Source organism: Aeromonas veronii bv. veronii, from assembly GCF_000820225.1.
Lineage (GTDB): Bacteria > Pseudomonadota > Gammaproteobacteria > Enterobacterales > Aeromonadaceae > Aeromonas > Aeromonas veronii.
Map to the genome: position 1 here is coordinate 62,706 of NZ_CDDK01000004.1, position 25,999 is coordinate 88,704.

At 59.9% G+C, this 25,999-nt stretch carries 20 protein-coding genes and 1 tRNA gene; 8 read left to right on the forward strand and 13 right to left on the reverse strand.

All coding sequences use genetic code 11. From position 1 onward, the window contains the following. Both carB and BN1139_RS01500 read left to right on the forward strand, forming a co-directional pair. Positions 1 to 3,225 carry a carbamoyl-phosphate synthase large subunit gene (gene carB, locus BN1139_RS01495; protein WP_005353099.1) on the forward strand — a complete coding sequence of 1,075 codons (3,225 nt, stop codon included), beginning with the start codon at positions 1 to 3 and terminating at the stop codon, positions 3,223 to 3,225. A 300-nt stretch (positions 3,226 to 3,525) separates the two neighbouring features. Next, positions 3,526 to 4,677 carry a DUF1615 domain-containing protein gene (locus BN1139_RS01500; protein ID WP_005353097.1) on the forward strand — a complete coding sequence of 384 codons (1,152 nt, stop codon included), beginning with the start codon at positions 3,526 to 3,528 and terminating at the stop codon, positions 4,675 to 4,677. A 160-nt stretch (positions 4,678 to 4,837) separates the two neighbouring features. On the opposite strand, the gene tyrA is transcribed toward BN1139_RS01500, so the two are convergent. The 12 genes from tyrA to hinT form a co-directional block, all read right to left on the reverse strand. After that, on the reverse strand, positions 4,838 to 5,965 hold the full coding sequence (tyrA, locus tag BN1139_RS01505; protein ID WP_005353093.1) for a bifunctional chorismate mutase/prephenate dehydrogenase: 1,128 nt from the start codon (positions 5,963 to 5,965) through the stop codon (positions 4,838 to 4,840). Between the two features lie 134 nt (positions 5,966 to 6,099). Continuing rightward, positions 6,100 to 7,173: a 3-deoxy-7-phosphoheptulonate synthase gene (locus BN1139_RS01510; protein ID WP_005353090.1), complete on the reverse strand. Its 1,074-nt coding sequence runs from the start codon at positions 7,171 to 7,173 to the stop codon at positions 6,100 to 6,102. A 404-nt stretch (positions 7,174 to 7,577) separates the two neighbouring features. Beyond that, positions 7,578 to 8,879 (reverse strand): glucose-1-phosphate adenylyltransferase, encoded by a 1,302-nt coding sequence (gene glgC, locus BN1139_RS01515; RefSeq protein WP_005353087.1) that lies wholly within the window; start codon positions 8,877 to 8,879, stop codon positions 7,578 to 7,580. Between the two features lie 283 nt (positions 8,880 to 9,162). Next, entirely contained in the window at positions 9,163 to 10,080 is a 918-nt protein-coding gene (gene secF / locus BN1139_RS01520; RefSeq protein WP_005334046.1) for a protein translocase subunit SecF, read from the reverse strand. A 151-nt stretch (positions 10,081 to 10,231) separates the two neighbouring features. After that, a complete protein-coding gene (gene secD / locus BN1139_RS01525; RefSeq protein ID WP_005353082.1) occupies positions 10,232 to 12,034 on the reverse strand; it encodes a protein translocase subunit SecD in 1,803 nt (600 codons plus the stop codon). A 158-nt stretch (positions 12,035 to 12,192) separates the two neighbouring features. Further along, positions 12,193 to 12,627 (reverse strand): hypothetical protein, encoded by a 435-nt coding sequence (locus tag BN1139_RS01530; RefSeq protein WP_005334044.1) that lies wholly within the window; start codon positions 12,625 to 12,627, stop codon positions 12,193 to 12,195. Positions 12,628 to 12,722: 95 nt separating this feature from the next. Further along, complete coding sequence (locus BN1139_RS01535) at positions 12,723 to 13,580, reverse strand: DUF6279 family lipoprotein (protein WP_005353080.1); 858 nt, start codon at positions 13,578 to 13,580, stop codon at positions 12,723 to 12,725. Positions 13,581 to 13,583: 3 nt separating this feature from the next. Next, a complete protein-coding gene (locus BN1139_RS01540) occupies positions 13,584 to 14,429 on the reverse strand; it encodes a phosphotransferase (RefSeq protein ID WP_005353078.1) in 846 nt (281 codons plus the stop codon). Beyond that, positions 14,419 to 15,015, reverse strand: coding sequence for a penicillin-binding protein activator LpoB (lpoB, locus tag BN1139_RS01545; protein WP_005334041.1), 597 nt, complete (start codon positions 15,013 to 15,015; stop codon positions 14,419 to 14,421). Before lpoB ends, BN1139_RS01540 begins: the two co-directional genes overlap by 11 nt. Continuing rightward, positions 15,015 to 15,413, reverse strand: a complete 399-nt coding sequence (locus BN1139_RS01550; protein ID WP_005353075.1) for a YcfL family putative periplasmic lipoprotein — start codon at positions 15,411 to 15,413, stop codon at positions 15,015 to 15,017. The genes lpoB and BN1139_RS01550 overlap by 1 nt, the downstream gene beginning before the upstream one ends. Before the next feature lie 83 nt (positions 15,414 to 15,496). Beyond that, positions 15,497 to 16,933 carry a COG3014 family protein gene (locus tag BN1139_RS01555; protein WP_005353073.1) on the reverse strand — a complete coding sequence of 479 codons (1,437 nt, stop codon included), beginning with the start codon at positions 16,931 to 16,933 and terminating at the stop codon, positions 15,497 to 15,499. Further along, entirely contained in the window at positions 16,933 to 17,283 is a 351-nt protein-coding gene (gene hinT, locus BN1139_RS01560) for a purine nucleoside phosphoramidase (protein ID WP_005334033.1), read from the reverse strand. The genes BN1139_RS01555 and hinT overlap by 1 nt, the downstream gene beginning before the upstream one ends. Before the next feature lie 252 nt (positions 17,284 to 17,535). Between hinT and BN1139_RS01565 the strand changes: the two genes are divergently transcribed. After that, complete coding sequence (locus tag BN1139_RS01565) at positions 17,536 to 19,548, forward strand: methyl-accepting chemotaxis protein (protein ID WP_005353071.1); 2,013 nt, start codon at positions 17,536 to 17,538, stop codon at positions 19,546 to 19,548. A gap of 72 nt (positions 19,549 to 19,620) precedes the next feature. On the opposite strand, the gene BN1139_RS01570 is transcribed toward BN1139_RS01565, so the two are convergent. Beyond that, positions 19,621 to 20,496 carry a 6-pyruvoyl trahydropterin synthase family protein gene (locus BN1139_RS01570; RefSeq protein WP_005353069.1) on the reverse strand — a complete coding sequence of 292 codons (876 nt, stop codon included), beginning with the start codon at positions 20,494 to 20,496 and terminating at the stop codon, positions 19,621 to 19,623. A gap of 80 nt (positions 20,497 to 20,576) precedes the next feature. Here BN1139_RS01570 and BN1139_RS01575 point away from each other — a divergent pair, with 80 nt between their 5' ends. From BN1139_RS01575 to BN1139_RS01595, 5 genes are all read left to right on the forward strand, one after another. Then, positions 20,577 to 21,920, forward strand: coding sequence for a dihydroorotase (locus BN1139_RS01575; protein WP_005353068.1), 1,344 nt, complete (start codon positions 20,577 to 20,579; stop codon positions 21,918 to 21,920). A gap of 112 nt (positions 21,921 to 22,032) precedes the next feature. After that, a tRNA-Pro gene (locus BN1139_RS01580) sits at positions 22,033 to 22,109 on the forward strand. Between the two features lie 216 nt (positions 22,110 to 22,325). Then, a complete protein-coding gene (locus BN1139_RS01585; RefSeq protein WP_005353063.1) occupies positions 22,326 to 22,757 on the forward strand; it encodes a CC0125/CC1285 family lipoprotein in 432 nt (143 codons plus the stop codon). A 204-nt stretch (positions 22,758 to 22,961) separates the two neighbouring features. Continuing rightward, positions 22,962 to 24,221 carry a dicarboxylate/amino acid:cation symporter gene (locus BN1139_RS01590; protein ID WP_005334018.1) on the forward strand — a complete coding sequence of 420 codons (1,260 nt, stop codon included), beginning with the start codon at positions 22,962 to 22,964 and terminating at the stop codon, positions 24,219 to 24,221. A gap of 104 nt (positions 24,222 to 24,325) precedes the next feature. Continuing rightward, on the forward strand, positions 24,326 to 25,945 hold the full coding sequence (locus BN1139_RS01595) for a methyl-accepting chemotaxis protein (protein WP_005353060.1): 1,620 nt from the start codon (positions 24,326 to 24,328) through the stop codon (positions 25,943 to 25,945). The last annotated feature ends 54 nt before the right edge of the window (positions 25,946 to 25,999 follow it).

Genomic DNA, 25,999 nt, shown 5'->3' on the forward strand with positions numbered 1-25,999 from the left:
ATGCCAAAACGTAATGACCTTCAGAGCATCCTGATCCTCGGCGCCGGCCCCATCGTCATCGGCCAAGCCTGCGAATTTGACTACTCCGGCGCCCAGGCGTGCAAAGCCCTGCGCGAGGAGGGTTACCGCGTCGTTCTGGTCAACTCCAACCCGGCCACCATCATGACCGACCCGGAGATGGCTGACGCCACCTACATCGAGCCCATCACCTGGGAAGTGGTGCGCGAAATCATCAAGAAAGAGCGCCCGGACGCCATCCTGCCCACCATGGGCGGCCAGACTGCGCTCAACTGCGCACTGGCGCTGGAGAAGCATGGCGTGCTGGCCGAGTTCGGTGTCGAGATGATCGGTGCCACCGCCGACGCCATCGACAAGGCCGAAGACCGCTCCCGCTTTGACAAGGCGATGCGCAGCATCGGCCTCGAGTGCCCGCGTGCCGGCATCGCCCACAACATGGAAGAGGCATGGGGCGTGCAGCAGATGGTCGGCTTCCCCTGCATCATCCGTCCCTCCTTTACCATGGGCGGCTCGGGTGGCGGCATCGCCTACAACACCGAAGAGTTCGTCGAGATCTGCGAGCGTGGTCTGGATCTCTCCCCGACCAAAGAGCTGCTCATCGACGAGTCGCTGATCGGCTGGAAAGAGTACGAGATGGAAGTGGTGCGGGATCGCAACGACAACTGCATCATCGTCTGCGCCATCGAGAACTTCGACCCCATGGGTATCCACACCGGTGACTCCATCACGGTCGCGCCAGCCCAGACGCTGACCGACAAGGAGTACCAGCTGATGCGCAACGCCTCCATGGCGGTGCTGCGCGAAATCGGCGTCGAGACCGGCGGCTCCAACGTCCAGTTCGGTATCAACCCGAAAGATGGCCGCATGGTCATCATCGAGATGAACCCGCGGGTGTCGCGCTCCTCCGCGCTGGCCTCCAAGGCGACCGGTTTCCCCATCGCCAAGATCGCCGCCAAGCTCGCCATCGGTTACACCCTCGACGAGCTGATGAACGATATCACCGGCGGTCGCACTCCGGCCTCCTTCGAGCCGGCCATCGACTACGTGGTCACCAAGGTACCACGCTTCAACTTCGAAAAATTCGCCGGTGCCAACGACCGTCTGACTACCCAGATGAAGTCGGTCGGCGAAGTGATGGCCATCGGCCGCAACTTCCAGGAGTCTCTGCACAAGGCGCTGCGCAGCCTCGAAACTGGCAAAACCGGCTTCGACCCCATGGTTGACCTCAATGCCCCGGACTCCCTGACCCGCATCCGTCACGAGCTGCAGGACGCCGGTAGCGACCGTATCTTCTACATCGCCGATGCATTCCGCGCCGGTCTCTCCATGGATGGCATCTTCAAGCTGACCAAGATTGACCCCTGGTTCCTGGTGCAGATTGAAGATCTGGTGAAGCTGGAAGAAGAGGTGAAAGAGCGCGGCATGGCCGGTCTCGATGCCGACTTCCTGCGTGCCCTCAAGCGCAAAGGCTTTGCCGATGCCCGTCTGGCCAAGATCCTCGGTGTGGCAGAAGGCGAAGTGCGCAAACTGCGTGCCCGCCACAACATCTTCCCGGTCTACAAGCGGGTCGATACCTGCGCCGCCGAGTTCGCCACCAACACCGCCTACATGTACTCCAGCTATGACGAGGAGTGCGAAGCGGCCCCGAGCAACCGCGACAAGATCATGATCATCGGCGGCGGCCCGAACCGTATCGGTCAGGGTATCGAGTTCGACTACTGCTGCGTGCACGCGGCGCTGGCCCTGCGCGAAGACGGTTACGAGACCATCATGGTCAACTGCAACCCGGAGACCGTCTCCACCGATTACGACACTTCCGACCGTCTCTACTTCGAACCTGTCACCCTGGAAGATGTGCTGGAAATCGTGCGCATCGAAAAACCCAAGGGCGTGATTGTCCAGTACGGTGGCCAGACCCCGCTGAAGCTTGCACGGGCGTTGGAAGCCAACGGTGTGCCGATTATCGGTACCAGCCCGGATGCCATCGATCGCGCCGAAGACCGCGAGCGCTTCCAGTCTGCTGTCGAGCGCCTCGGCCTCAAGCAGCCGGAAAACGGCACCGTCACCGCGCTGGAGCAGGCCGTGCTGCTGGCCGAGCGTATCACCTACCCGCTGGTGGTTCGCCCCTCCTACGTGCTGGGTGGCCGCGCCATGGAAATCGTCTATGACGAGCAGGATCTGCGTCGCTACTTCGCCGAGGCGGTAAGCGTCTCCAACGAATCGCCGGTACTGCTGGACCGCTTCCTGGACGATGCGACCGAGCTGGACGTGGATGCCATCTGCGACGGCACCGATGTGGTTATCGGCGGTATCATGGAGCACATCGAGCAGGCCGGTATCCACTCCGGTGACTCCGGTTGCTCCCTGCCTCCCTATACCTTGTCCAAGAAGATTCAGGACGAGATCCGCGAGCAGGTGCGCAAGCTGGCGCTGGAGCTCGGCGTTATCGGCCTGATGAACGTGCAGTTCGCGGTCAAGGGTGATGACATCTACCTCATCGAAGTGAACCCGCGTGCCGCCCGTACCGTGCCGTTCGTCTCCAAGGCGACCGGTGCCCCGCTGGCCAAGATTGCCGCTCGTGTGATGGCCGGTCAGTCGCTGCAAGAACAGGGCTTCACCAAAGAGATCATCCCGCCCTACTACTCGGTGAAAGAGGTGGTGCTGCCGTTTGCCAAGTTCCCGGGGGTTGACCCGCTGCTGGGGCCAGAGATGCGCTCTACCGGTGAGGTTATGGGGGTGGGCAGCAGCTTTGCCGAGGCCTATGCCAAGGCGCAGTTGGGTGCCAACCACGCCGTACCAAAAGAGGGGCGTGCCCTCTTGTCAGTGCGTCACAGCGACAAGGCTCAGGTGGTCGATTTGGCCGCCAAGCTGCTGGAGCTGGGTTACGAGCTGGATGCCACTCACGGCACCGCGGTCGCGCTGGGTGAAGCGAGCATCAACCCGCGCCTGGTCAACAAGGTGCACGAAGGTCGCCCGCACATTCTCGACCGCATCAAGAATGGCGAGTACACCTACATCGTCAACACCGCCGAAGGGCGGGTGGCGATCCAGGACTCCAAGCAGCTGCGTCGCGCCGCCTTGCAAAACAAAGTGGCGTATACCACCACCATGAATGAGGCGTTTGCCACCTGCATGGCCATCAGCGTGGATGCCACCGCCAATGTCAACTCGGTGCAGGAGCTGCACCAGAAGGTGAAAAACCGCTAAGCGTTTGCAGCGGGCATCAGCCCGACTTGCCAGACGACCAACCCCCGCCAGCGATGGCGGGGGTTTCTTTTTATCTGTCGCTCACCGTACGGTTCTGGCCGAGTGAGCCATTGAGGAAGGTCATGAGTTCCGCATCGCAGACAACGGATGGCGCGTGGGTGGCAAAAGCTGGCAAGGGGAGGGGATGCTGCGAGCGCGGGTTTCAACTGCGGCAGGCAATCCTCTACAATGGCCCCACTTTGCTTGTCAGTGCAGTGCCAGCGGCGCTGCCTGTCGGGCCAACAAAAAATGGACATGCTTATGACCGCTTTGCCTTCCTGTCGTCTTCTTGCCTTCTGCTCTGCCTTGTTGCTGGCCGGTTGTGCCAGTGATCCCGCCTCCGCGCCTGCCAAAGAGGCGAGCGTGAGCAACCCCAAAACGCCGCCTGCCATGCAGCCGCGCAAACCGGCGGATATGAAGAGCCGCATCGTGCGCTTCTTGCCCCGTCAGGTGCCTGACAAACAGGGGTGGGCCAGCGACGTGGTGACGGCGCTCACCACCCAGGGGGTGACGGTCAATGATCACAACGTCTGTAGCGTGCTGGCGGTGGCGGAGCAGGAAGCCACTTATCAGGCCGACCCTGTAGTGCCGGGCCTTGGCAAGATCGCCTGGAAAGAGATCAACTCACGGGCAGCCAAGCTGCTGATCCCCGAATTTATGGTGCGGGCCGCGCTCTCCATCAACTCGCCTACCGGCAAGAGCTACGCCGAGCGGATCGACAAGTTGCGTACGGAGCGGGAGATGAGTGAAATCTTCGAAGATATGATCAGCATGCTGCCGATGGGCAAGACGCTGTTTGGCAACCTCAACCCGGTGCATACTGGTGGCCCGATGCAGGTGAGCATCGCCTTTGCCGAGGCCAACGCCCGTGGCTACCCCTATCCAATCAAGGATTCCATCCGCCACGAAGTCTTTACCCGTCGCGGCGGCATCTGGTTTGGCACCAAGCATATCTTCGGTTATCCCGCCGACTACCCGGATACCCTCTACCGCTTTGCCGATTTCAACGCCGGCTGGTACGCCAGTCGCAATGCCGCCTTTCAGGCCGCTGTCAGCCGTTTGAGTGGCAAAACTCTGGCGCTGGACGGGGATCTGATCCGCTATGACTCGGATCTGCCGGGTAACACCGAGCTTGCCGTCTACACCCTCGCCAACCGGGTCAATATGAGCAAACAGGCGATCCACCAGAGCCTGCGTAAAGGGGATACCGCCGCATTTGCCGAGACCGATCTCTACCATCGCATCTTTACCCTGGCCGACAAGCAAGCGGGCAAGCGATTGCCCCGCGCCATCCTGCCCGGCATTCAGCTAAAGAGCCCGAAAATTACCCGCAACCTCACCACCGCCTGGTTTGCCAAGCGGGTGGATGACAGAGAGCAGCGATGTGTGCGGCAGATGGCGACGATTAGGTAGGACTGGGTTTGCTTCGAGACTAGTTGCAAAGCGGGTTGCCATTGTTAATGACAACCCGCACGCTTCATCGCCCCTTCCAATGGAGATCTTTGGCTCGCATCCAGTCATGAACGGTGGCGGCTTCTTCCGAGTGGCATGAGTTGTTACTACTTTTGCAGGATCAGCCGTGTTGGCGGCGGTCGTTGGCCTGGGCCAGTAGCATGCGGCTTTCACGCAGGAACTGGTCGGCATGCTCGCCGAAGAAACCGGAGACTTGCGAGAAGGCCGCGATGAAACCGTCCCTGTCTCCACGCTCCAGCAGACCCAGCGCCTCGCCGAAGTTTTGGTAGTAGCGACGGATCATCGCCAGATTCTGCGGTGACGACAAAATGATGTCGGCATAGAGGTGGGGATCCTGAGCAAACAGCCGCCCCACCATGGCGAGCTCCAGCCGGTAGATGGGGGAGCTCAAACTCAGCAGGCGATCCAGATTGGCCTGCTCCCGGGAGAGGTGCCAGCCATAGGCAAAGGTGGCGAAGTGACGCAGTGCCTGAATGAGGGTCATCGCCTCATCGTGGGCCTTGGCTTCCACCTGTTGCAAGCGGGCGCCCCAGATGGTCATCTGATCCAGCAGCCATTGGCTGGCGGCGGGGTCACGACCCTGGCAGCAGACGATCACCTGCTTGGCGAGACTCGCCACATCCGGCCCGAACATGGGGTGCAGTCCCAGTACCGGCCCTTGGTGCACCGCCAGCATATGTTCGAGCGGTGCCGCTTTCACGCTGGTGACATCCACCAGCAGGCAGTGGGCGGGCAGGTTGCCGAGCCGGTCGATGATCTGGCAGGTGATATCGATGGGCACCGCCACCATCACCAGACCGGCTCCGGCGAGGATCTCGTCAGCGCGCGGCCAGTCGGCTTGTTCCAGCGTCTCGACCCGATAGCCTGAGAGGCTGAACATATGACCGAACAGCCGACCAAGCTGGCCCTGACCGCCTATGATGACCACCTTGCCAAGATCCGGCTTTATGCATTTGAAGCCTGTATCTTTCTCGCTGGCATAAGATTCGCGCATCACCCGGCGCAGCACGTCTTCGATGAGATCGCCGGGCACCCCCAACTGCTCAGCCTCGGCGCGGCGGCGGGCCAGCATGCTCGCTTCCCTGTCCGGTGCATAGATGGGCAGGCCGTGGCGGCTCTTTACTTCACCCACTTCTCCCACCAGGGCCAGACGGGCGGCCAGCAGATCGATCAGCTGCTTGTCCACCGCATCTATCTTGTCCCTGAGTACATTCAACTCTTCAGCCATATCCAGTCCCTGCTGGCGCCGCAGCGGCGACGCCCTGAAAATCAAGATGCAACAAGGTATCACGGCGTGAGCGGCTTGATGCCACCAGCGGTGATACCTCGATTGTTCAATAGGTTACGACAAGATACCACGGCTTACCGTGCAGTTCTGCTCTTGAGAGGGTCAGCCAGCTGGTTGTGGCAGCGGGCCAGCAGGGTGGCGGTGGTGTCCCAGTCGATGCAGGCATCAGTGATGGAGACCCCATAGTGCATCTGCTGCTTGGGCTGCTCGCTGGACTGGTTTCCCTCGAACAGGTTGGATTCGAGCATCACCCCGATGATGGAGCGGTTGCCCTCCTGGATCTGGTGGATGACGTTGTCGGCCACCTTGGGCTGCAAACGGTGATCCTTGCTGGAGTTGCCGTGGCTGCAATCCACCACAAGGCTCGGCAGCAGGCCCGCTTTCTCCAGCGCCTCTTCCGCCAGCGACACGTTGACCGAGTCATAGTTGGGATGTTTGCCGCCGCGCAGGATCACGTGGCCATCCGGGTTGCCCTGGGTCTGCAGCAGCGCAACCTGGCCCTGCTGGTTGATCCCCATAAAGGCGTGAGGGGAGGAGGCCGCCTGCAACGCATTGATGGCAGTCCCCAGGTTGCCGTCGGTGCCGTTCTTGAAGCCGACCGGCATGGAGAGGCCGGAGGCCATCTCCCTGTGGGTCTGGGATTCGGTGGTGCGGGCGCCGATGGCTGACCAAGAGAAGAGCTCGGCCAGGTATTGCGGGCTGATGGGGTCGAGCGCTTCGGTGGCCAGCGGCAACTCCAGCTCCGCCAGCCAGCAGAGCAGCTCGCGGGCACGGTGCAGCCCCAGCTCCACATCGAAGGTGCCATCCAGATTGGGGTCGTTGATAAAGCCTTTCCAGCCGACCGTGGTGCGCGGCTTCTCAAAGTAGACCCGCATGACAATGTAGAGAGAGTCCTGATAGGCATCATGCAGCGCTTTGAGTCTGGTTGCGTACTCTTTGGCGGCGTCCATGTCGTGGATGGAGCAGGGACCACAGATCACCAGCAAGCGGTGATCGCGGCGGTGAATGATATCGGCGATGGTATTGCGGGCCCCTTGCACGAATGCCAGCGCCTTGTCAGAGATGGGTAACTTCTCCTTGAGCTGGGCAGGCGTGATCATCACTTGTTCGGACTGGATATGGATGTTGTTCAGGGGGTCTCTTTGCATGACTTCATTCTCTCTACTGTATTAAGCTAAAAGCGATTGTACCGATATGTTTACGTTGGTACCTGCTTTGTTACGCAACCGCCCTCACCTTACCAAGGAAAAACAAACAATCAAGTGAAACTAGCGGATTTACCGCTAAAAAGTCAGATAAATGAGCTGCTATATAGCGTAAAGAGGAATAACACAGAGGGTTTTTCGGAGTGGCAATGGTTTTTGTGTAACCTAATGTTTACGGTCTGAGGGGGGCTGCGTTGCCCAGCTGTTTACCCACAGTAAATGGTATCTCTGGGAGACTGCAACGCGATGGCAATGATGGTGTGAGGTGGCTATCTGGTCAGCCATAGAAAGAGGGAGCCATAGTGGCTCCCTTTGCGGTAGGAAGGGGGATCCCGTCTGGCTGCGGATCAGCGCTTTTGTTTTCCCTGCAGCTCTTTGTTCAGGCGAGTGAGCATCCCCTGGGTGACCAGCACTATGCCCTGCTCGGAGCGGTGGAAGCGACGTGCATCTTCATCGGCGTTTTCACCGATCACCGTGCCTTCCGGCAGTTTGCATCCCTTGTCGATCACCACCCGGCGCAGTCGGCAACCGGCACCTATCTCCACACCCGGGAAGATAACGGCCTGATCCAGGGTGCAGAAGGAGTCGACCCGCACATTGGTAAAGAGCACCGAACTCAGGATGAAAGAGCCACTGACGATGGTGCCCCCGGCAAACATGGAGTTGATGGTCATGCCGTGCTGGCCGTTTCGATCCTGCACGAACTTGGCGGGAGGAGTCATGTTCTGACTGGTCCAGATGGGCCAGTCCTGATCGTAGATATCCAGCTCAGGCGTGACGGAAGCGAGATCCATATTGGCCTCCCAGAAGGAGTCCACGGTGCCCACATCGCGCCAGTAGGGGCGGCGATCCGGACAGCAGCCGACACAGGACATGCCAAACGGGTGAGCGAATGCGGTGCCCTCTTTCACCACGCGGGGGATCACGTCCATGCCGAAATCGTGATGGGACTGCTCGTTGGCAATGTCCTCTTCCAGCAGCTGATAGAGATACTCCGCATCGAAGACATAGACGCCCATTGAGGCCAGCGCGGTGTCGGCCTTGCCCGGCATGGCGGGCGGGTTGGCAGGCTTTTCGACGAAGGCGTTGATCTTGCGATCATCATCCACCGCCATTACCCCGAAGGCGCTTGCTTCACTGCGTGGCACCTCGATGCAGGCAACGGTCACCTTGGCGCCCATATTGACGTGGTCGAGCAGCATGGCAGCGTAATCCATCTTGTAGATGTGATCGCCTGCCAGCACCACCACATATTTGGGGGCGTGATCGCGGATGATATCCAGATTCTGGTAGACCGCATCGGCGGTACCCCGATACCAGTTCACCTCATCCACCCGCTGCTGGGCAGGGAGCAGATCGATAAACTCGTTCATCTGGTAGCGCAGGAAAGACCAGCCGGATTGGAGATGGCGCAACAGGCTGTGGGATTTGTACTGGGTCACGACACCGACCCGACGAATGCCGGAGTTGATGCAGTTGGAGAGCACGAAATCGATGATGCGGAATTTGCCGCCGAAATGAACGGCAGGTTTTGCACGGTTGTCGGTTAACTGTTTGAGGCGACTACCCCGCCCTCCTGCGAGTACCAAAGCCATGGTCTCGTTCAGCAACTGTCTGGATTTTGCTGTATTGGCAGGTTGTAACAACATCTCATATCCCTTTGTAGATAAATCACTACAATGTTGCCTCCTTTGAGCCCTCAAGAAAGTGCTTTCAGTCACATTTTATGGTTTCTGACGTAATAAAATGACCTTTTTGTTATTAAAAGTGACGGGTTGATCCGTCATTGCTTTCAATATGGTCAGTTGTCAATTGAGGCGAGCCGAACGACAAAATGGGCGGCGAGAGAGGAGGGATGGAAAAAGCCCCTGCCAATGGTTGGCAGGGGTCCGGTTCGTTGAGACCCGGTGAGCCGGGCCTGATTAACAAGGTTCAGGCTGCGTTGGCCAGTGGCTCCTCGCTCTTCTTCTGGTAGGCCTGCGGGGTGAGGCCCAGCAGCTCCTGCACGGTCGAGGCGACGGTGATGGAAGAGACGGTGCCCACCAGGATCCCGGCAAACAGGGTGAAGGAGAAGCCGTAGAGGGCGTCACCACCAAACAGCAACAGAGCTCCCACGGTAAACAGGGTGGTGCCCGAGGTGATCATGGTGCGACTGAAGGTCGCCTTGATGGCCACATCGGAGCACTCGTGGATGCCCATCTGGGTACGCGAGCTCAGCAGATCCCGCAGCCTGTCCGAGATGACGATGCTGTCGTTGAGGGAGTAGCCGATCACCGCCATCAAACCGGCGATGATGTTCAGATCGAATTCGATCTGAAAGAGTGACAGTAGCCCCAGCGCCACGATGGCGTCATGGACCACCGAGAGCAGGATGCCGATGGCCTGACGCCACTCGAAGCGAAACGCCAGATAGGCAGACATCGCCAGCGAAGCGACCAGCACCGCCAGCATCCCCTGCTGGAACAGCTCGGCACCCACCTGAGGGCCGACGATGGTGGTGCGCAGCAACTCGACCGGCATCCCCAGCTGTTGGGTCAGCATGGTGGCGAGATCCGCCGCGGGCCAGGGCAGTTCGTGGGGGGGCAGCTTGATCAGCCACTCGCCGGGAATACCGGCTGAGCTCAGCTCAACGGCTCCCGCCAGCGGGGAAACCAGCATGGCATTGAGCTCATGGGCCTCTTTCAGGGTCTGGATATGAAACTCCAGCAGGATCCCACCGGTAAAATCGAGCCCCAATGTCAGGCCGTTCACCAGCAAGATAGCGACGCTGGCCACGGTCAGCAGGATGGAAGCCCACAGGCCGATATAGCGCCAACGGGTCAGCCCCATGGCAACGATCATTCTCAACATAATTCTCTCCTTGGCCAGCCAGCATCAGGCTGTTGGCCCATCACGACGTGTTGCGACACGCCGGGAAAATAGTGTTCTACTTTGGCCGCTCCGGCCATATCCATGGCCGATGGCGCAGTCAAAGCCGCTCATCAGAGGGACTGCTGTCCCGTTACACCTTTAGCGTGCGCTCGCTGCTGCGTCCCCACAGGGGGTTGATGATGGCGCGCGTCCCCCAGATCCCGGTGATCATGCTGGAGAGCAGACCCAGAATGAGGGTGATGGAGAAGCCCTGCAGCGGCCCGGAGCCGATGGAATAGAGCACCACGGCGCAGATGAGGGTGGTGATGTTGGCATCGAAAATGGTGTGGAAGGCGGAGCGATAGCCAAAGTCGATGGCGTTGGCCAGTGAGCCCCCTTCTCGCAGACGGTCCCTGATCCGCTCGAAGATCAGCACATGGGTATCTACCGCCATGCCCACCGTCAGCACCAGACCGGCGATCCCTGGCAGGGTCAGCACGGCGCCCGGCAGCACCGCCAGCATGCCGACCTGCATCAACAGGTTGGCGACCAGCGCCGTGATGGCAACCCAGCCGAATTTGCGGTACCAGGCCATCATGAACAGCATCATGCCTGCCATGCCGAAGGCCAGCGCGGTGAAGCCCGCCTCGATATTCTGCATCCCCAGCGTCGGGCCAATACTGCGTTCTTCCAGGATCTTGAGAGGGGCGGTGAGGGCGCCGGCGCGCAGCAGCATGGCCAGCTCTTGCGCTTCCGGCAGACTGCCAATGCCGGTGATGCGGAACTGGTTGCCAAGGGCGGTCTGGATGGTGGCGACGTTGATCACCTCGCTCTGGGCGCGCAGTTTGCCCTGGGCGTTGGTTTTGTACTCGGTGAAGACGGTTGCCATCGGCTTGCCCACATGCTGGCGGCTGAACTGGTTCATCTTGCTGCCACCCAGGGTGTCGAGCACGATATTGACCTGGGGCTGGCCCATTTCGCCCATATTGGCGCGGGCATCGACGATGTGCTCGCCGGTGAGGACCGGCTTGCGCGCCATGCCGACGGCCTGACCGTTGCGATCGGCGATGTAGAAGTGGCTGTCGGCTTTGGCCTCGTAGAAGGCCAGCGAGGCGGTGGCCCCGATCACCTCTTTCGCCTGCTTGGGGTTGTGTACCCCAGGCAGTTCGATACGGATGCCATCCTGCCCCTGACGCACCACCGAGGCTTCGACGATGCCGAGCTCGTTGATCCGTTTTTTCAGGATCGACAGGTTCTGGGTCACGGCGTTGTTGACCAGCAGGGTACGCTCCGCCTCGCTCAGCACCAGTTTCAGATCATTGCCGGAGCGGGTCAGCTTCCACTGATCCTGACGGGTACCGGCACTCTCCTTGATGATAGAGAGCCAGCTCTCCTGTTCGGCGACCTCCGGCAGGGTGACGGCTACGGCGCCCTGTGCGCTGCGCGTGACGCTGGCGCCGCGCAGATTGGCTTCACGGAAACGGGTGCGCAGGGTATCCACCAGATTCTTGGTCTGATTGTCGATGACAAAGTCCACGTCCACCCCGATAAGCAGCTGGGAGCCGCCACGCAGGTCGAGCCCCAGCTTGATGGGGTCGGCGCCGAGGCGGGTGATCCAGGCCGGCGCATTGGAGTGAAACTCCAGGGTCAGGGCGGCACTGTCGACCCCTTGCTGCTCCAGCAACTGCTTGGCGCGCTGCTGCTCACCCTGGCTGGCAAAGACCAGCTCGACCCGCTCAGGTTGCTCGATCACCTTGACCGGTGTCAGGTGTTTGTCGCTCAGTAACATCTGCTGCTGGGTGGTCAGGCGCTGCTGTCCGTGCAGGCCGAGGGAGGGCTGCTCACCGAAAAAGGTAGGCAGGGAGTAAAAGGTAAAGGTCAACAGCATCAACAGCAGCAGTGCGTACTGCCACTTGCTCATGCGGTTGAGAACGGTGCGATTGCTCTTTCTCATGGCAAACAAGCCTCTGTCAGGAGAATGGTGCCCGGGCCGATAGCAACAAGGCTCGGCAAGGCGCAAAAAATGGGATGCATCAGATGCGGATCAGGCAGTTGCCGGATCCGTCAGGAAGAGGAGATGAGCAAACAGTGGATGTGCCAGCCCCTCCGGGGTCAGGCGCTCAGATAGCTCTGGGTGAAGCGATATTGCAGATGTTGGCGCTGTAGATGGCGCCGGTGGATCGCACCGAAGCGATCGCGAAAACTCTGTTTGTGATAGAGCTCGGGTGCCAGCATCAGCCAGCCGAGCAGCAACAGCAGGATGGCCTGGGCAGACCAGCTCTGGATCAGCTCGTAGACCACACTCTTGGGCTGGTTGTCACTGCGCAGGGATTGTTCGAGACGCAGCAGGTGATTCTGATGGCTGCCAACAAACTTGATGATGCCATCGTCGCTGTCGCTAAGCTGATTGAACACCTGAGTCTGCTGCTGTTCACTCTGGGGAGATGCGGGTAGCAGCGGGCCTTCCATTCGGGCGATGGAACAAAGCAGGGTGAGGGCGATAACCAGAGTTACCAGCACCAGTTTTACTTTGTCGATAAGGCGCAAAAGTTAATTCCCGATAAATAGAAAGGGCAAACTACCATAAGCGCCCGGTTTGAACAAGGTTGCCCTGGGCGCATGGCACCATTCGGTGCTGGCTGTCAGCTGCCGCTCATCTGCTTGAAGTCGCGGGCATAACCCTTGAGCAGGGAGTAGAGATGAGCCCGCTGGGAGATATCCAGCGACTGGCTCATGGCGCTCAGCCAGTTGACGGTACGCTGGCGCGACTGTTCGGTATAGCCGGTAAAGCGGCCATCCATCAGCCCATCCCCCTCGGCCAGCAGGTCAGTCAGCTCGCGGGTAAAGTCGGGACTCTGGCGCTGCTTCATCAGCCTGTCCAGCTCCTGGGTCCAGGACTCCTGAAACTCGAGCCAGGGGGGCATCAGCTCGTATTGCCATTCGGCCCACTGGGCCACCAGTGGCGCCTGTGCCGGTTTCACCTCGCCAATCCAGAACTCGAGCCGCTTGTTCATCTTGTCGCGAAACTCCGCCAGCATCTGCTCTTTGGGCTCAGTGGCAAAGTCCTTTTGCCGCTCCTGTTGCCGCTTGACCCGATCGGTCATAAAGCGGGCCACCTGCTCGTCGGTCAGGGTGCGCGCCAGCCTGACCGCACGGGGGATAGTGTTTTCCAGCGTGCGGGTCAGGCTCTGCTGCACCGCATCGAGATTGGTCGAGATCTGCTCCGGCGTCATGGGGCTGGCCACCGCCTTGGCCAGTGCATCGAGATCCTTGGCGTAGCGCGGCAGCTCGTGTTGGCGATGCCAGGCCATCAGCCCCTTCACTTCGCGGCTGAGCAGATCCTTCTGCGAATAGGAGAGGGCAAAGTAGTCATCCAGCTGCCAGATGATGGCGGTATCGAGCCAGTAGTAGATCACCCGGGTGGAGCAGCCGGTCAGCAGCAGGCCGATCAGCAGCAGACCCCAGGTTTTCGGCTTGTGCCAGCGCACCTTGTTTATCATCTGTTACTCCAGTCGTTGCCGGTTGATGGCGATCAGGGTGTCATAGTCGAGTGAGGGCTGTTGTTCTGCCATCAGCAGGGCCCAGAGCAGGCCGATATAGTCGACCCAGGGTAGAAATGCCTCGCTCTGAAAATCGGGCCACTGGTGGCGCGGCAGGGCCTGCAGATAGTGCGCTTCCAGCTCGTCGCGCCGCTCGGCGGGCCACTCATGGGTGCGCTGGATGCTGGCGAGCTCAAAGCCGGGGTGACCTGCCGCGCCATACTCCCAGTCGATGACCCAGGGTTTGCTTCCCAACAAGTTAGCCGGATTGAGATCATGGTGGCAAGGGCGCCAGCAATCATTTGGCTCACTGCTGGCGAGCAAGCTCCGCTCCAGGGCGGGCAGCCAGAAGGGAATGTGGGCCAGTCGGGCGCGATAGCCCGTGGCGTGGGCTCGCACCGCCATCACCACCGCAGGCAGCGGCAAGCGATGGAGCTTGCGCAGCACCTCAGCCAGCAGACTGGGCTGATCGACTGCCGGTGGCGCCGCATGTACCCAGTTTGGCTCATCGCACCATTCGAGCAGCATCAGACCGCTGGCGGCATCGCCATAGTGGCAAGGCAGCGCTAGTCCTTCGGCTATCGCCCCCTGATAAAGCTGCCACTCGGTGGAGCGGTCGATACCAAGACGCAGCGGATCGGGGTGCCCCTGACGCAAAAAGTAACTGCGCCCCGAGGGGAGGCGCAGTCGATAGTTGCAGTTGGTCAGACCTAACCCGAGTGGTTCCAGCTGCCCCTCCCGCCAGGGAGCGGGCAGGCTGGCCAGCAGCGGATCACAGTTGTCTGTCTGCGGGAGCCTGTTACCAGCCAAAAGTGGATTTCTTCGCCTGTTTGCGGATCTCTTTCTGATCGGCCCACAGCAGTTCGCCGTTTTGCAGATCCATCAGGTTCATGGTCATCTGGTAGTAGACATCCTTCACCTTGCCATTGTCTTTGACGATGCTGGCGAGGTTGCCATAGACCATGTAGCGAGCACCGGTCTGCTTGCCCAGACGTACCATGGAGGCAGGATCCACCATGCCGCTGCTCTGCTGGTATTCGAGCTGCTGCTTGACGGCGGCCACCTTGCTCATGTCGACGAAGCGGAATTTGCCGGCCCGCAGCAACTTGGTGCGGATGGTGTCGGTGATGGCTTCGGTATCGATGTGCTCGGAGGTCTTGTTGCGGATAGAGTCCATAAACATCACCGGACGACCGCCAGCGGTGATCTCGCTGGTGGCAGGGGAGGCGAGCATGGAGTCCGCCATCTTGTCGGCGATGGCCTGCAGGTCGCTTGAGCCGTAATCGACGGTGACGGTTTCGGTTTCAGTGGGATCGCCATAGCTGACGGTGGTGCTGGAGCAGCCGCCCAAGAGCAATGCAGAGGTCAATATCAGCAGGGCATGATTCATTTTCATCAGTAGGATTCCTCAATCACTTCGCGTACGTAAATCCGGTAACCCTGCGCCGCCGGGCTGGGCGCCAGGGCCGACAGGGTGCGGGTCTGATAGCCATGCAGCTTGATGGGGGTCCAGCCGCGGCCATCGCTGGCGACCTCCTGACCGGCCTCATCATACCAATAGAAGATATATTGCAGCTTGTTATCGCCGCGCTGGGTGCTGGCGGCGGCCACATTGACCTGCAGCAGGCCGTTTTGCTGGCGGCGGCTGAGCTCAGTCAGAGTGACATTGACATTCTGGTGCTGCTCCAGCGTGGGTGCGCCGCCCGCCGGGCCATAGAGCGCAATGCCGGAGGTATTGGTGGCGCAGCCGCTGAGCAGTAGCGCGAGCCCGAAGGCCAACCCGTATGCTTTCATCTTGCTCTCCTTAAATCGGGGTGAGTGGGGTAGCGCTTGAGCCTGCCCGTTAATCGTCTCGTTTATCTGCATTGGCCGTGTGTTCAAAGGGGCATCACCCGGGTGGTCAGACCGGCGCCGAGGCGCTGTACCCAGACCAGGGTGGTGCGGCCCTTGTGGATGGTGAGCGGCAATTGCCGCTGGGCTGCCCCCGCGCCCAGGGTGAGATTGATGTCACCTGCCGGCACCATCCCCTGCCAGCTCGATGCCTGAGCTGGCAGCGTCAGCCAACTGCGGGTATCGGCCCGCTCCGAGAGGGTGTTGAAGATCCCCACCAGAATATTGCCCACATCCCCTCCCTCTTTGGCGGCGGTGCGGCGCATCTGCTCCTTGGCCACCAGTCGCAGCGCCTGGCGGGTCAGCATGCCGGGCAGCCGCTCCTGCAGATCTTTGGCGGCCAGCGCTTCCAGCCTGACCAGCTCGCTGGTCTGCTCGACCCGCTTGCCGACTTCCACCGTCAGCGGGCCGGTGTCGCTGGCCCGATTATCGTAATAGGGGATGGCGACGGTAAAGGTGCGAAAATCGCCGCGGGAGGTGGAGATGGGGAGCGGCAGGAACAGTTCGCGCCGTGCCGGGATCAAACCATCTTCAAACAGTACCACCAGTTGGCCTTGATCTTTTGCAAGCGGCGGCGCTTTGCGGCCTATCTTTTTCTCGGTCTCGCGGATCTCGTCCGGTGAGCCACGCAGCCGCGCCAGACGCAGCAAGGCATCTTGCAGGCTGCGGTTGTCCGGCGCTATCTGGTAGCCGCGCTGATAGTCGACCCAGGCATCGTTGAGATCCCCGGCCGCCTCATAGAGCACGGCGGAAAAATAGAAGGTGTAGGCGTTCTGAAAACCGTTTTTGACCTTGCCGATCAACCGGTCGAGATCCGGTGCGCCGCGCGACATCAGCTGGCGCATCTCGCCTTCTGCTTCGGCCTCTTCGCTCTCATCCTTCGCCTTGCGCACCTCATCGGCTCGCCGTTTCAGGGCCTGCTCCTGCACCTGATTGGCCCGACGCACCTCCACCAGGGCGCCATCGGCATCACCCCGTTGCAGATAGTTGAGGGCCAGATAGTGATGCAGCATGGTGCGTTCGTAATCGGGAGTACGATAGGCCATCGACTGATCGTTGGTGAGCAGACTGCCCACCTGATCCAGACCGTGGCTCAGCCGGTATTCGGCCTGATTGTCCTCCCACTGAAGGCGGCTGTCGGCGGCAGCGAACGCCTGCTTGCTGCCCGCATCCTGACCGGCGAGCCAGGCAATGCGCCCCTGTTCGAGCCGATCCAGCACAAAGGTGTCATCCCCAAGGGTGGAGTCGCGCACCTCGGGCAGCGCCTCGGCGGCATGGCCCAGCAGCAGCTGGTTGCGCAGGGGCACCATCTGATCGGAGTAGGAGACGAACATATCCTGCCAGCGGGAGGCACAGCCTCCCAGCAACAGCAGGGCGCCGCAGAGCAACAGGGCGCTGCGGCAGGTAGAGGCGTTGCGATTCATTACAGGCTGAGCAGCGGTCCCAGCGGCTGGCCACCGACCAGATGCATGTGGATGTGGTAGACCTCCTGCCCGCCGTGGCGGTTGCAGTTCATGATGAGGCGGTAGCCATCTTCGGCGATGCCAGCCTCGGCGGCCAGTTTGCGGGCCACGGTGAACATCCGGCCAAGGGCCAGTTCATGTTCGGCTTCCACGTCATTGACGGTGGGGATCAGCACATTGGGGATGATCAGAATATGGGTTTTGGCCTTGGGCTGGATATCCCGGAATGCGGTGACCAGATCGTCTTGATAAAGGATGTCGGCGGGGATCTCTTTACGGATGATTTTGCTGAAAATGGTTTCTTGCGCCATGGCTAACTCCCTTATATGAAACAGAAAATTGAACTAGAACCCCAAGCGGCTCCCGAAAGGGGGGCGAGCAGCACGCCAAGTGTGACACAAGCCGACATTTGACACAGCTGATGTCCCATTCCCTTCAGTTATTGTTAAAAATACCGATAGCCAGAGGGACGTCATCTGCAGCGCCTGTTCAGGGTGGTCTGCAGGGTATCAAAAGGACGGGGTACTCAGGCAAGGGACTTTTGCATATACAGCGGGACAATAATGAAACAAACAATGTCGGATCTCTCCATCTTGCAGCGAGTCTACCTTGGCTTCGCGATCCTGGTGGCCGTGATGGTGGCCAGTTCACTGCTCACATTTCGTAGTCAGGAGACCCTGGGGAACGCACTGGAGCAGGTTACCCAGCAGTCCATGCCGCTGGTGATTGCCAGCAGTCAGACCCAGATCACCCTGCTCAGCGCCAACAAGTGGCTGGGGGATGTGCTCACCGAGCAGGATCCCAAACAGCTGCCGGCAGAAGTGGCCGAACTGAAACAGGCCAAGGCTGCGGTGGGCAAGAGCCTTGACGTCTTGCGCCAGCAGGTGGCCCACCATCCCGAACTGCAAGGGGAGATGAGCAGCCTCAGCCAGCAGGTCGACAGCTACCTGCAACTGACCGATACCCTGCCCGGCGAACACGAGGCGCTGCTCACCCGACTGCACAAGGTCAATCTGGCCAAGGGGCAGTTTCAGGTCAGTCTGCCCCAGTTCAAGAAGAGTCTGGGTGACATGATGGTCACCATCGACGACAGCTTTATCAAGATGCTATCCGAGACCCTGACCACCAAGCTCTCCGCCATCGAACTCTCCACCATGGACGCCCTCAACCAGACCATTCCGGCCCCCATCGAAGGGGCGTTCAAGCGCAACAAGATGCAGATCGAGGGGTTCAACAGCACCATCAAGGATCTGCAGGGGGAGCTGAAGAACTTCGAGAACGACATGGGCCACTATGTTCACGGCTTTGTGCGCGACACCACCGCAAGCGAAGGCGTGCTCTCCCAGTATCTGGCGCTGATGAAGCAGCAGGAGCAGATGCGGGAGAAGAGCAAGCAGGCGAGCGCTCTCATCGTCGAGATCCAGAACCAGCTTGAGCGGATCACCGGCCAGAGTCAGCAGCTGATGAGTCAAAGTATTCAGCACGCCAAAGTCACACAGAGCCAGAGCACCCTGACCCAAGGAACCAGCATCGTAGTCGCCATCCTGATTGCCATGCTGGTGGCTTATACCCTGGGCAAGGCCATTCGCCGTCCGCTCAGGGAGTTGCTGCGGGTGCTGACCGAAGTGACCCAGGGCGACATGACCCAGCGCATCGGTTTTCAGAGCAAGAACGAATTTGGTCAGCTGGGCAGCCAGATTAACCTGCTGATTGCCCAGATGGGGGAGGTGCTGGCGCAGCTTTCACAAGCGTCTGCCCAGCTTAACGATGCCGCCCACGGCAATCGCTACACCACCGAATCGGTGCGGGCTGATCTGGAGAAACAGCGCCAGGAGACCGCCTCGGTCGCCGCCGCCATGACCCAGATGGAGGCCTCGGTGCGGGAAGTGGCGCAGGCCGCCAACCAGACCCTGGAGCGGGTGCAGGATGTGGAGAAGGCCTCCGAGATGGGGCGCAAGGTGATGGCAGGCAATATCACCACCACTCATCAACTGGCGGGCAAACTGCAACAGACCGGCAAGGTGATTGGCGATGTGAGCGCCATGAGCAGCCAGATCGGCAACATCCTCGATGTCATTCGCGGCATTGCCGAGCAGACCAACCTGCTGGCCCTCAACGCCGCCATCGAAGCGGCGCGGGCCGGCGAGCAGGGGCGCGGATTTGCGGTGGTGGCGGATGAGGTACGCAGTCTGGCGGGCCGCACCGCACAATCCACCAGCGAGATCCAGACCATGATCGAAAACCTGCAGCAGGGAGTCGCCAAGGCGGTGACCGTGATGCAGGAGTGCTCTCGCGAGATGGACAGTTGCGTAGATCAGAGCTCTCACGCCAACAACGCCATGGAGGAGGTGCAGGGAATTGTGGTGCTGATCAGCGACATGTCGAGCCAGATCGCCTCTGCCGCCGAGCAGCAGCAGGCCACCAGCGCCGATATCGCCACCAACCTCAACCGCATTTCCGATATCTCGGATCTCAACTATCAGGGGATCGAGCGGGTAGCCGAGACCAGCCAGCAGCTGGACTCCCTTGCCGAGCAGCAGGAGAGCCTGGTCAAGCGCTTCCGCCTCAGTGCCTGATGGTTGCATGTTGAAAGAGAGAAGGCCCCGCAGATGCGGGGCCTTCTCTTTATTGCGGCAGCGACAAGGGGATCAGGTGTAGGCAATCGCGCCCTTGCCGACCCCTTCATAGGCGACAATCTTGACGAACTTGTCGCCCACCATCTTCTTCACTTCACGGGCGATGTAGCAGGCCAGCAGCTCGACCGTGGTGTCGGTGTCGATCATCTCCACCTCAGCGCTGGGAATGGCCAGCTGGAACAGCCCTTGCGGCGCCACATATTTGAAGCCGCAGTGATGCTTGCCAAGCTGGGCATTGGCGCGGGGGCTCAAAGCGAGCTCGGTCAGCGCCACCTTGTCCTCCTCGGTGCCGAGGTAGATATCGCCCCAGCGTTCGGCCCAGTTGAGCTCAAGCTCCTGGTCGCGTTCGCCATCGACGTGGATCTCGATGGGAGAGCGGTGGCCGTGGGCGATGCGCTGGCAGTTGCCATCGTGCTTTTTCAGGCCGTGGCTGTAGTGGTAGAAGGCGCCGGTGATCGCCTCCTGACGCAGGGTCAGGGAGAGATCCTTGATATTGCCCGGTAGCCGTTTGGCCAGTACCGCCAGCAGGTAGCGGGTCACCGACTCTTTATCAACTTGCGGGGCCGGGATAAAGGCAAAGCCCTGGGATGGGCAGCGCAGATGGATGGAGCGACCCGGGCGCAGCAGATCCACTGTGCTTTCGTCACCATCCAGAGCCTCAACGTGGATCAGCGGGCACTCGGTCGGCACCAGCAGCTTGTGGTCCACCTCTTCATCAATGATCGACTTGATCAGCTTCTTTACCCGGCCAAAGTCCAGCAGCATGCTCATTTCGTTGAGCTCACCGCTCATTTCGATATCTACCAGCCAGCTCTCGCCCACCATGCCGCGGCGTTCGCACAGGTAGCTGGAGTCGATCACGGTCAAATCTCTTACAAATAACTTCATCAGTCAGGCCTTGCTACAGAGAAAGGGCAGTTTTGCGCTATTATGACCCGCGATTATCGGCAAAGGAACTGGAACCCCCCATGAACAAACTGCTTATCAAGAATGCCACCCTGGTCAACGAAGGCCGTATCTATGCCTCCGATGTGTTGATCGAGGGGGAACGGATTGCCCGCATCGCCCCGGATATCGAGGCGCCCGATGCGCTGGTGATCGATGCCGCAGGTCGCCATCTCATCCCCGGAATGATCGATGATCAGGTCCACTTCCGGGAGCCGGGATTGACCCACAAGGGGACTATCGCCAGCGAATCCCGCGCCGCCGTCGCCGGTGGCACCACCAGTTTCATGGAAATGCCCAACGTCAATCCCCAGACCACCACCCTCGACGCCCTCGAAGCCAAATACCAGATCGCCGCCAACTCCTCCGTCGCCAACTACAGCTTCTATCTCGGCGCCACCAACGACAACCTTGAAGAGATCAAGCGTCTCGACCCCAAGCAGTCCTGCGGGGTCAAGGTGTTTATGGGCTCCTCGACCGGCAACATGCTGGTGGACAATCAGGAGACCCTGGCGGCCATCTTCCGCGAAAGTCCGGTGATGATCGTGACCCACTGCGAAGACACTCCGACCATCGCCAAGGCCGAAGAGGCGGCGCGGGCCAAGTGGGGCGAGAATGTGCCGATGGGCGAGCACGGCCGCATTCGCAGTGACGAGGCGTGCTACAAATCCTCCAGCATGGCGGTGGCGCTGGCCAAGCAGTACGGTGCCAAGCTGCACGTGCTGCATCTGACCTCGGCCAAGGAGCTGTCGCTCTTTACCGCCAGCCACGACCTGAGCGAGCTGAAGGACAAGAACATCACCGCGGAGGTGTGCGTTCACCACCTCTTCTTCAATGAAGCCGATTACGAGACCCAGGGCAGCCTGATCAAGTGCAACCCTGCGGTGAAGAGTGCCGCCGACCAGCAGGCACTGCTGGATGCGGTACGTAACGACGTGCTCGACATCATCGCCACCGACCACGCGCCCCACACCTGGGAAGAGAAGCAGAACAGCTACTTTAAGGCACCGTCCGGTGTGCCGCTGGTGCAGCACTCTTTGCAGGCGCTGCTGGAGCTCTACCACAACGGCGTGTTTACCCTGGAGACTATCGTCAAGAAGACCTCCCATGCGGTGGCCGAGCGCTTCCAGGTGCAGGATCGCGGTTATATCCGCGAGGGCTACTTCGCCGATCTGGTGCTGTTGGATCTGGGCAAGCCCTATGTGGTCAACGATGACAACATCCTCTACCACTGTGGCTGGTCGCCCTTCAACGGCTACCGCTTCCACAGCACGGTGGAGATGACGCTGGTGAATGGCCAGATCGCCTGGCAAAACGGGCAGGTGACTGACCAGATCCTGGGCAAGCGGCTGACCTTTAACCGCTGATTGTTCGCAAAGCAGGCGAACGCACCGTGGCTTAGGAATTGGCGGCGTTTCCCTGTTGACAGGGCAGGGTCATCTCCATAAACTCTGCCCCCGTCAGCCGAGCTGACTCCGTCGGTGTGTAGCGCAGCCAGGTAGCGCATCTGCATGGGGTGTAGAGGGTCGGAGGTTCGAATCCTCTCACACCGACCAAATTCCCCGGTAAAGGCCTTGTCAAACGACAAGGCCTTTTCTTTTGCCTGCGATTTGCCGCACAGGCGCGAAGCCAGTGGTGATGCACGCTGGTCGCTGTTGGCGCGAGCGGATTGTGCAGCTACCGCGCTTTATGGTGTAGTAACGATTCTGTTGCTCATTTGCCTGGCGGGGCCTCTCGTGTCTGCATCCGTATCTAAACCCTGTTGTCTGCTGATGCTCACCCTGCTGCTGGTGGGCTGCGCCACCCCTTACGAGAGTGAAAAGTCATTCTGGAACGGCCAGACCGGTTTTTCCCAGACCCGGCTTGGCCCGGACAAGTGGCAACTGGAGTTTGTCGGCAACGATCTGGTGGACAGGGAGACCGCCCGCAAATATGTGCTCAAGCGGGCAGGGGAGCTGGCACTGGCAGAGGGTTACTCCTGGCTCAAGGTCGATGAGCTGACCATTAACCGCGATGCCGTCAGGGTGTCCCCATCACGGCCGATCTTCGGCTTTGACGAGGATGAACCGGATCTCTTTATGGCCCAGATGCAGGTGCAGCATACCATCTCGGCGCTGCTCACTTTTCGCCTGTTGCCACGGGCACTCGATGAGCGAACTCTGAATGCGAAATATCTCGCCGAAATCAAAATAAACAGTGATTAATATTGGTGGTTTGCAAGATCCATATCACATACACCTAATGGCAGGATAAAATTCTGGAGAAAGCCTCTAGATTTACCCCCTGCTTTTAGGCATTCTCCCAGCATACCAGCCGCCAGGAATCAACGGCTCGGATCACAAAAACGGACTGTAGTGGCTCCCACGCCACTGTTTACGGCTTGCACCAATCAAAACCGGGACTCCCCCATGAAAATGAATAAACTGACGGTCGCCATCCTCATCTCCATGATGTTTGGCATCCTCACCGGCCAGGGCTATCGGATGTTTGCCGCAGATCAGGCTGCGGATTTCGCCAATAACATCACGATCCTGACCGATATCTTCCTGCGCCTGATCAAGATGATCATCGCTCCCCTGGTCTTCACTACCCTGGTGGTCGGTATCGCCAAGATGGGCGACACCCGCACCGTGGGGCGTATCGGTGCCAAGACCCTCGGCTGGTTCATGCTGGCCTCCCTGATGTCCCTGAGCCTGGGTCTGGTGATGGTGACCCTGATGCAGCCGGGAGTGGGTCTCTCGCTCTCCCTGCCCAATGACACCGCCAGCTCGGGCATTGCTGCCGGTGCCATTACCCTGAAAGATTTTGTGACCCACGCCATCCCCAAGAGCGTGGTCGAGGCGATGGCCACCAACGAGATCCTGCAGATCGTGGTCTTCTCCCTCTTCTTCGGTCTGGCTGCCGCCGCGCTCGGCGATCTGGCCAAGCCGGTAGTGGTGCTGATGGCCAGCGCCGCCGAGATCATGCTGAAAGTGACCGGTTATGTGATGAACTTTGCGCCATTCGCGGTGTTTGGCGCCATCGCCGCCATGGTGGCCAAAGAGGGTCTGGGTATTTTGGTTACCTACGGCAGCTTTATGGCCCAGTTCTATATCGCGCTGGCCTGCCTCTGGCTGCTGCTGATCGCCATGGGCAGCGTCTTCCTGCGTGGCCGTGTCATCAAGCTGCTGGCGATGATCCGCGAACCCATCCTGCTCGCCTTCTCGACCGCCAGCTCTGAAGCCGCCTATCCGAAGACCCTGGATCGTCTGGAGAAGTTCGGTTGTGACAAGCGCATCGCCAGCTTCGTGCTGCCGATGGGGTACTCCTTCAACCTCGACGGCTCCATGATGTACTGCACCTTCGCGGTGATGTTCATCGCCCAGGCGTATGGCATCGAGCTCTCCATGGCCCAGCAGATCACCATGCTGCTGTTGCTGATGGTCACCTCCAAGGGGATGGCCGGGGTACCGCGCGCCTCTCTGGTGGTGATTGCCGCCACCCTGAACCAGTTCCATATTCCTGAAGCGGGCATTCTGCTGCTGCTGGGGATCGACCACTTCCTCGACATGGGCCGCTCTGCCACCAACGTGCTGGGCAACGCCATCGCCGCCAGCGTGGTGGCCAAGACCGAAGACAGTCTGGGTGAAACCGTCGCGCTGGGCGAGAGTGAGCCAGCCAAAGCCTGATCACAACGCCATGAAAAATAAACAACAACGGCCCGCCAATGCGGGCCGTTGTTGTTTATGGCTCGTCTACACTGCTAGATAGTTTTCATCTGGAGTGTACGGTTATGAACATTGCTCGTCGGCTTCAACTGATAGCGCTGCTTGTTATGCTGGCGCTTGTTTTCCTCAGCTGGTTCAGTATCAACCGCCTTGGGGCTGGCAATCGAGACTTGAGCTATGTGACGGACAATACGGTGCCCAGTATTGCGCTGATCAAGGAGGTGCAGGCTGCGTTCTATGAGCTGCACTCCCGTGTTCAAAGCCATATCCTCAACACCGACAATGACAAGATGCAGCAGATAGAAGCGGATATTGCCGAGCATCGCAAACAGATCAATTCGCAACTGGAGAAATATAAAGCAGAGATGCTCTCCAATGACGAAGACCGACGCCTGACCGACGATGATCAACGCATTATCGCGCAATATTATCAGGAGATAGACAAGGTTCTGCAGCTCTCCCACCAAAACAAAAACGACGAAGCGCGAGATATGCTGGCAGGAGAAGCCTCCAGACTGTTCCATCAGTTTGCCAAGGCAATCGAGCTTCACGTCAACTTCAATATGGATTTGGGACTGGCGCTCAAGAAGCAGGGCCAGGAGAACTACGACAGCAGCCTGCAAACCCTGTTGTTTATCGCCGGTGGTGCCACCGTACTGACGATGGGGCTGTTTGTCTGGTTGTTCAATCAGGTGGCCAATCCCCTTCGCACCGCCATGGACACTCTGACCCGGATCCAGCGCGACCTCAACTTTACCCTCAGAGCAGACGTGAAACAGCAGGATGAGATTGGCCTGACCCTCAATGCGGTCAACCGGCTGCTCGATACGCTGCAACAGACATTTACCGAATTTTCCGTCGGCAGCTTGCAGATCAAGAGCACCGCCGAATCCCTCTCTCAGGCAGCGCAACACCTGGCTAGCTCGGCTAATCAGGCCAATGATGCCACCAGTCTGATCGCCGCTGGTGTGGAAGAGATGACGGTCAGCATCACAGATATCTCCCAGCGTACTCAGGAGACGAGCCGCATCACCAACGAATCGGGGCAGCTGGCGACCGAGGGGGGCCGGACCATCGAGCGCACCGTTCATGCCATCAACGAGATAGCCGACTCGATCCGGCAGGCCTCGGCCGAAGTCATTGCGCTGGGTGAGGGTATTTCGCGCATTGGCGGTGTGGTCAACGTGATCCGTGATGTGGCGGGGCAGACCAACTTGCTGGCCTTGAACGCGGCCATTGAAGCGGCGAGGGCCGGGGAGTCCGGCCGTGGCTTTGCGGTAGTGGCGGATGAGGTGCGCAAACTGGCGGAGCGCACAGCCCAATCCACTCAGGAGATATCTGCCACTGTAGAGGCGATCCAGCAGGAGTCGAACAATACGGTCTCCCGCATGCATCTGGTGGAGGAGAAGGTGAGTCAGGGGGTCACCATGGCGACCGAGAGTGGCGCCATTATTGCCGAGATCCGCAGTGCGTCGCACCGGGTGATGGAGCAGGTGGGCGAGATCACCAATGCCATCCGCGAGCAGAGCTCGGCAGCCGAGTCGATTGCCCATCAGGTGGAGCAGATTGCTCAGGTCGTGCAGCAAACCAGCAGCACAGCGGAGGAGACCTCAGCCGCCGCCGAGGAGCTCAATGTCACCACCGAGAGCATCCACCAGCAGATATCTCGCTATCGCATTCAGTAACGCCGATGGTTGTTATCCATCTGCTATCCCCGCCAGCTGGCGGGGATTTTTTAT

What these genes read in the sequence shown, in the direction of transcription:
- BN1139_RS01510 (WP_005353090.1), bottom strand. Translation starts at nt 7,173, where the DNA reads ATGCAAAGAGACCCCCTGAACAACATCCATATCCAGTCCGAACAAGTG.
- glgC (WP_005353087.1), bottom strand. Translation starts at nt 8,879, where the DNA reads ATGTTGTTACAACCTGCCAATACAGCAAAATCCAGACAGTTGCTGAAC.
- BN1139_RS01555 (WP_005353073.1), bottom strand. Translation starts at nt 16,933, where the DNA reads ATGAATCGCAACGCCTCTACCTGCCGCAGCGCCCTGTTGCTCTGCGGC.
- BN1139_RS01500 (WP_005353097.1), top strand. Translation starts at nt 3,526, where the DNA reads ATGACCGCTTTGCCTTCCTGTCGTCTTCTTGCCTTCTGCTCTGCCTTG.
- BN1139_RS01570 (WP_005353069.1), bottom strand. Translation starts at nt 20,496, where the DNA reads ATGAAGTTATTTGTAAGAGATTTGACCGTGATCGACTCCAGCTACCTG.
- BN1139_RS01595 (WP_005353060.1), top strand. Translation starts at nt 24,326, where the DNA reads ATGAACATTGCTCGTCGGCTTCAACTGATAGCGCTGCTTGTTATGCTG.
- BN1139_RS01575 (WP_005353068.1), top strand. Translation starts at nt 20,577, where the DNA reads ATGAACAAACTGCTTATCAAGAATGCCACCCTGGTCAACGAAGGCCGT.
- tyrA (WP_005353093.1), bottom strand. Translation starts at nt 5,965, where the DNA reads ATGGCTGAAGAGTTGAATGTACTCAGGGACAAGATAGATGCGGTGGAC.
- BN1139_RS01590 (WP_005334018.1), top strand. Translation starts at nt 22,962, where the DNA reads ATGAAAATGAATAAACTGACGGTCGCCATCCTCATCTCCATGATGTTT.
- secF (WP_005334046.1), bottom strand. Translation starts at nt 10,080, where the DNA reads ATGTTGAGAATGATCGTTGCCATGGGGCTGACCCGTTGGCGCTATATC.
- carB (WP_005353099.1), top strand. Translation starts at nt 1, where the DNA reads ATGCCAAAACGTAATGACCTTCAGAGCATCCTGATCCTCGGCGCCGGC.
- BN1139_RS01565 (WP_005353071.1), top strand. Translation starts at nt 17,536, where the DNA reads ATGAAACAAACAATGTCGGATCTCTCCATCTTGCAGCGAGTCTACCTT.
- lpoB (WP_005334041.1), bottom strand. Translation starts at nt 15,015, where the DNA reads ATGAAAATGAATCATGCCCTGCTGATATTGACCTCTGCATTGCTCTTG.
- secD (WP_005353082.1), bottom strand. Translation starts at nt 12,034, where the DNA reads ATGAGAAAGAGCAATCGCACCGTTCTCAACCGCATGAGCAAGTGGCAG.
- BN1139_RS01535 (WP_005353080.1), bottom strand. Translation starts at nt 13,580, where the DNA reads ATGATAAACAAGGTGCGCTGGCACAAGCCGAAAACCTGGGGTCTGCTG.
- hinT (WP_005334033.1), bottom strand. Translation starts at nt 17,283, where the DNA reads ATGGCGCAAGAAACCATTTTCAGCAAAATCATCCGTAAAGAGATCCCC.
- BN1139_RS01550 (WP_005353075.1), bottom strand. Translation starts at nt 15,413, where the DNA reads ATGAAAGCATACGGGTTGGCCTTCGGGCTCGCGCTACTGCTCAGCGGC.
- BN1139_RS01585 (WP_005353063.1), top strand. Translation starts at nt 22,326, where the DNA reads ATGCTCACCCTGCTGCTGGTGGGCTGCGCCACCCCTTACGAGAGTGAA.